The organism is Pedobacter steynii, assembly GCF_900103665.1.
GTDB lineage: Bacteria > Bacteroidota > Bacteroidia > Sphingobacteriales > Sphingobacteriaceae > Pedobacter > Pedobacter steynii.
The window spans coordinates 1-5,196 of record NZ_FNGY01000028.1 but is presented as its reverse complement, the minus strand read 5'-3'; the positions used below and the strand labels follow the sequence as shown (position 1 = coordinate 5,196).

Below are 5,196 nucleotides of genomic sequence, written 5' to 3'. Positions count from 1 at the left end.
AAAGTTCATTAAAGAGATGTCATTTATAGCGTAGCGAGGTAAGATAGTACCGTTTCAAAGTACATGAAAACCAAAGCTATTTTTTCAAGTCAGAATCTGACAGACAATACAAAAAAAGAATAAAGACTATTATTAACAAGTTAAGAATGGTCAGCGTTCAAACAACACATTTTACAATGGAGAGTTTGATCCTGGCTCAGGATGAACGCTAGCGGCAGGCCTAATACATGCAAGTCGAACGATACCATTTAGCTTGCTAGATGGGAAAGTGGCGCACGGGTGCGTAACGCGTATGCAACCTACCTTAATCAGGGGGATAGCCCGAAGAAATTCGGATTAACACCGCATAAAATCACAGTACAGCATTGTACAATGATCAAATATTTATAGGATTAAGATGGGCATGCGTGTCATTAGTTAGTTGGCGAGGTAACGGCTCACCAAGACCACGATGACTAGGGGATCTGAGAGGATGACCCCCCACACTGGTACTGAGACACGGACCAGACTCCTACGGGAGGCAGCAGTAAGGAATATTGGTCAATGGAGGCAACTCTGAACCAGCCATGCCGCGTGCAGGAAGACAGCCCTCTGGGTCGTAAACTGCTTTTATTCGGGAATAAACCTACTTACGTGTAAGTAGCTGAATGTACCGAAGGAATAAGGATCGGCTAACTCCGTGCCAGCAGCCGCGGTAATACGGAGGATCCAAGCGTTATCCGGATTTATTGGGTTTAAAGGGTGCGTAGGCGGCTTATTAAGTCAGGGGTGAAAGACGGTGGCTCAACCATCGCAGTGCCCTTGATACTGATGAGCTTGAATACACTAGAGGTAGGCGGAATGTGACAAGTAGCGGTGAAATGCATAGATATGTCACAGAACACCGATTGCGAAGGCAGCTTACTATGGTGTTATTGACGCTGAGGCACGAAAGCGTGGGGATCAAACAGGATTAGATACCCTGGTAGTCCACGCCCTAAACGATGAATACTCGCTGTTAGCGATACACAGTTAGCGGCTAAGCGAAAGCGTTAAGTATTCCACCTGGGGAGTACGCCCGCAAGGGTGAAACTCAAAGGAATTGACGGGGGCCCGCACAAGCGGAGGAGCATGTGGTTTAATTCGATGATACGCGAGGAACCTTACCCGGGCTTGAAAGTTAGTGAATGATCTAGAGATAGATCAGTGAGCAATCACACGAAACTAGGTGCTGCATGGCTGTCGTCAGCTCGTGCCGTGAGGTGTTGGGTTAAGTCCCGCAACGAGCGCAACCCCTATGTTTAGTTGCCAGCACGTTAAGGTGGGGACTCTAAACAGACTGCCTGTGCAAACAGAGAGGAAGGAGGGGACGACGTCAAGTCATCATGGCCCTTACGTCCGGGGCTACACACGTGCTACAATGGATGGTACAGAGGGCAGCAAGCTGGCAACAGCAAGCAAATCTCAAAAAGCCATTCACAGTTCGGATAGAGGTCTGCAACTCGACCTCTTGAAGTTGGATTCGCTAGTAATCGCGTATCAGCAATGACGCGGTGAATACGTTCCCGGGCCTTGTACACACCGCCCGTCAAGCCATGGAAGTTGGGGGTACCTAAAGTATGTAACCGCAAGGAGCGTCCTAGGGTAAAACCGATAACTGGGGCTAAGTCGTAACAAGGTAGCCGTACCGGAAGGTGCGGCTGGAATACCTCCTTTCTGGAGTAGTTCAGACTACTCGCTACGTAAATGATATAAATGACAAAAAAATCTCAAAAGAAAAACCCATAGGATGAAGCATCGATATAGTGCTCCATACTGAGAGAAGGTATTTGCAGAGTAAGACAAGGATTTGTGAACTGAGAAATCAATACTCAAATACAATCTGCTCGAATAAACAAATAGTCCCGTAGCTCAGTTTGGTTAGAGCACTACACTGATAATGTAGGGGTCAGCAGTTCAAATCTGCTCGGGACTACAGATATATTCTAAGGGGGATTAGCTCAGCTGGCTAGAGCGCCTGCCTTGCACGCAGGAGGTCAACGGTTCGACTCCGTTATTCTCCACCATTACCCGGTCTAAAATAAAAGGCCAAGAAATAGCGTATGATAAATATACGTGGGGAATTAAAGTTCTTTGACATATTGGAAGAAGTTAAAAAAGAAGAGCAAACAACAATAGAGACGTTGTTAGCTTGAAGGAAGGAATGAGCAATCATTCAATCCGTAGAGATAACAACAAATCAAAAAAAGCATTTCCATAGGCGCAAAAGGCTATGGAGAGAAGAAAGTAAATAAGAGCACACAGGGGATGCCTTGGCTCTCAGAGGCGATGAAGGACGTGATAAGCTGCGATAAGCTTCGGGTATTAGCAAATATGAATTAATCCGAAGATTTCCGAATGGGGAAACCTGGCTAGTTGAAGACTAGTCGTATATAATACGCAAACCTGCCGAACTGAAACATCTAAGTAAGCAGAGGAAGAGAAAATAATAATGATTTCCTAAGTAGTGGCGAGCGAAAGGGAAAGAGCCCAAACCACTTATGTTACGGCATATGTGGGGTTGTAGGACTACGATGTGGTATTAATGAAATGAAGTGGAACAGGATGGGAAGCCTGGCAATATAGCGTGAGAGCCGCGTACACGTAAGTAACATTAGCCTAGTAGTATCCTGAGTACCGCGAGGTCGGAGACGCCTTGTGGGAATCTGCCGGCACCATCCGGTAAGGCTAAATACTCCTGAGAGACCGATAGTGAACCAGTACCGTGAGGGAAAGGTGAAAAGAACCCCGAACAGGGGAGTGAAATAGAACCTGAAACTGTGTGCTTACAAGCGGTCGGAGCGTCCAGGTGGCGTGACGGCGTGCCTTTTGCATAATGAGCCTACGAGTTACTCTTCTCTGGCAAGGTTAAGTGTTTAAGACACGCAGCCGAAGCGAAAGCGAGTCTGAATAGGGCGTATAGTCAGGGGAGGTAGACGCGAAACCTTGTGATCTACCCATGGACAGGTTGAAGGTGCGGTAACACGTACTGGAGGACCGAACCGATAAACGTTGAAAAGTTTCCGGATGATCTGTGGGTAGGGGTGAAAGGCTAATCAAACTGGGAAATAGCTCGTACTCCCCGAAATGTTTTTAGGAACAGCGTGGTGGTTCAGTTATATAGAGGTAGAGCTACTGATTGGGTGCGGGGGAGTCAAATCCTACCAAATCCAGACAAACTCCGAATGCTATATAATATACACTGCAGTGAGGCCCGGGGTGCTAAGGTCACGGGCCGAGAGGGAAAGAACCCAGACCATCAGCTAAGGTCCCCAAGTTATAGTTAAGTTGAACTAACGAGGTCCGATTGCATAGACAGCTAGGATGTTGGCTTGGAAGCAGCCATTCATTTAAAGAGTGCGTAACAGCTCACTAGTCGAGCGATCGGGCATGGATAATAAACGGGCATTAAACTATACACCGAAGCTATGGGTAATATTAATATTACGGTAGGGGAGCATTCCAGCGGCAGCGAAGTTATGACGTAAGTTGTGGTGGAGCTTCTGGAAAAGCAAATGTAGGCATAAGTAACGATAAGGCGGGAGAGAAACCCGCCCACCGAAAGGATAAGGTTTCCTGATCAACGCTAATCGGATCAGGGTTAGTCGGGGCCTAAGGAGAACCCGAAGGGGATATTCGATGGACAACTGGTTAATATTCCAGTACTTTTTATAACTGCGATGTGGGGACGGAGTAGTGACACTGCCGCGATCTGACGGAATAGATCGTTAAAGGGCGTAGGTATTAGGACTGTAGGTAAATCCGCAGATCTAGCTGAAACCCGATAGTACTGCAAACCTTCGGGGGCGTAGATAGCGCAGGTAATCAGACTTCCAAGAAAAACCGCTAAGCTTCAGGTTATAAAAACCCGTACCGCAAACCGACACAGGTATCCGGGAAGAGAATTCTAAGGTGCTCGAGTGAATCATGGCTAAGGAACTCGGCAAAATGGCCCTGTAACTTCGGGAGAAGGGGCGCTGGTAGCAATATCAGCCGCAGTGAAAAGGCCCAGGCGACTGTTTAACAAAAACACATGGCTTTGCAAAATCGAAAGATGAAGTATAAGGCCTGACACCTGCCCGGTGCTGGAAGGTTAAGAGGGGATGTCATCCGTAAGGAGAAGCATTGAATCGAAGCCCCAGTAAACGGCGGCCGTAACTATAACGGTCCTAAGGTAGCGAAATTCCTTGTCGGGTAAGTTCCGACCTGCACGAATGGTGTAACGATCTGGGCGCTGTCTCAGCCATGAGCTCGGTGAAATTGTGGTCCCGGTGAAGACGCCGGGTACCCGCAACGGGACGGAAAGACCCCATGCACCTTCACTACAATTTAACATTGACATTGGATACAAGATGTGTAGGATAGGTGGGAGACTATGAAGTGGCATCGCTAGGTGTTGTGGAGTCAACGTTGAAATACCACCCTTTTTGTATTCGGTGTCTAACCCCTTTCGGGGGGGACATTGTTTGATGGGTAGTTTGACTGGGGTGGTCGCCTCCAAAAAGGTAACGGAGGCTTTCAAAGGTAAGCTCAATACGCTTGGTAACCGTATGAGGAGTGCAATAGCATAAGCTTGCTTGACTGTGAGGCAGACAAGCCGAGCAGGGTCGAAAGACGGATATAGTGATCCGGTGGTTCTGCATGGAAGGGCCATCGCTCAAAGGATAAAAGGTACGCTGGGGATAACAGGCTGATCTCCCCCAAGAGCTCATATCGACGGGGAGGTTTGGCACCTCGATGTCGGCTCGTCACATCCTGGGGCTGGAGAAGGTCCCAAGGGTTCGGCTGTTCGCCGATTAAAGTGGCACGCGAGCTGGGTTCAGAACGTCGCGAGACAGTTCGGTCCCTATCTGTTGTGGGCGTAGGAATTTTGAGTGGGGCTGACCTTAGTACGAGAGGACCGGGTTGGACTAACCTCTAGTGAATCTGTTGTTCCGCCAGGGGCATTGCAGAGTAGCTACGTTGGGAATAGATAAGCGCTGAAAGCATCTAAGTGCGAAACTAGCCACGAGATGAGAATTCCATATAGGACCGTAGCAGACTACTACGTTGATAGGTTACAGATGTAAAGGTGGTGACATCAAAGTCGAGTAATACTAATAATCCGAAGCTTTCAAGAGCAATAAACTGTTGTTTGTTCTTCCTAACTTAACTTCTTTCAATAATATGTCACTGTTT

The 5,196-nt window shown here is 47.7% G+C and carries 2 tRNA genes and 2 rRNA genes; all 4 read left to right on the top strand.

The features are described from left to right. Positions 1 to 173 precede the first annotated feature (173 nt). The 4 genes from BLQ87_RS33010 (at position 174) to BLQ87_RS32995 (ending at position 5,137) form a co-directional block, all read left to right on the top strand. Positions 174 to 1,695 (top strand): 16S ribosomal RNA (locus BLQ87_RS33010). A 184-nt stretch (positions 1,696 to 1,879) separates the two neighbouring features. Next, a tRNA-Ile gene (locus BLQ87_RS33005) sits at positions 1,880 to 1,954 on the top strand. A gap of 14 nt (positions 1,955 to 1,968) precedes the next feature. Further along, a tRNA-Ala gene (locus BLQ87_RS33000) sits at positions 1,969 to 2,045 on the top strand. Positions 2,046 to 2,259: 214 nt separating this feature from the next. Continuing rightward, positions 2,260 to 5,137: ribosomal RNA gene (locus BLQ87_RS32995) — 23S ribosomal RNA — on the top strand. The 16S and 23S rRNA genes sit together here with 2 tRNA genes alongside, the layout of an rRNA operon. Positions 5,138 to 5,196: the final 59 nt, after the last annotated feature.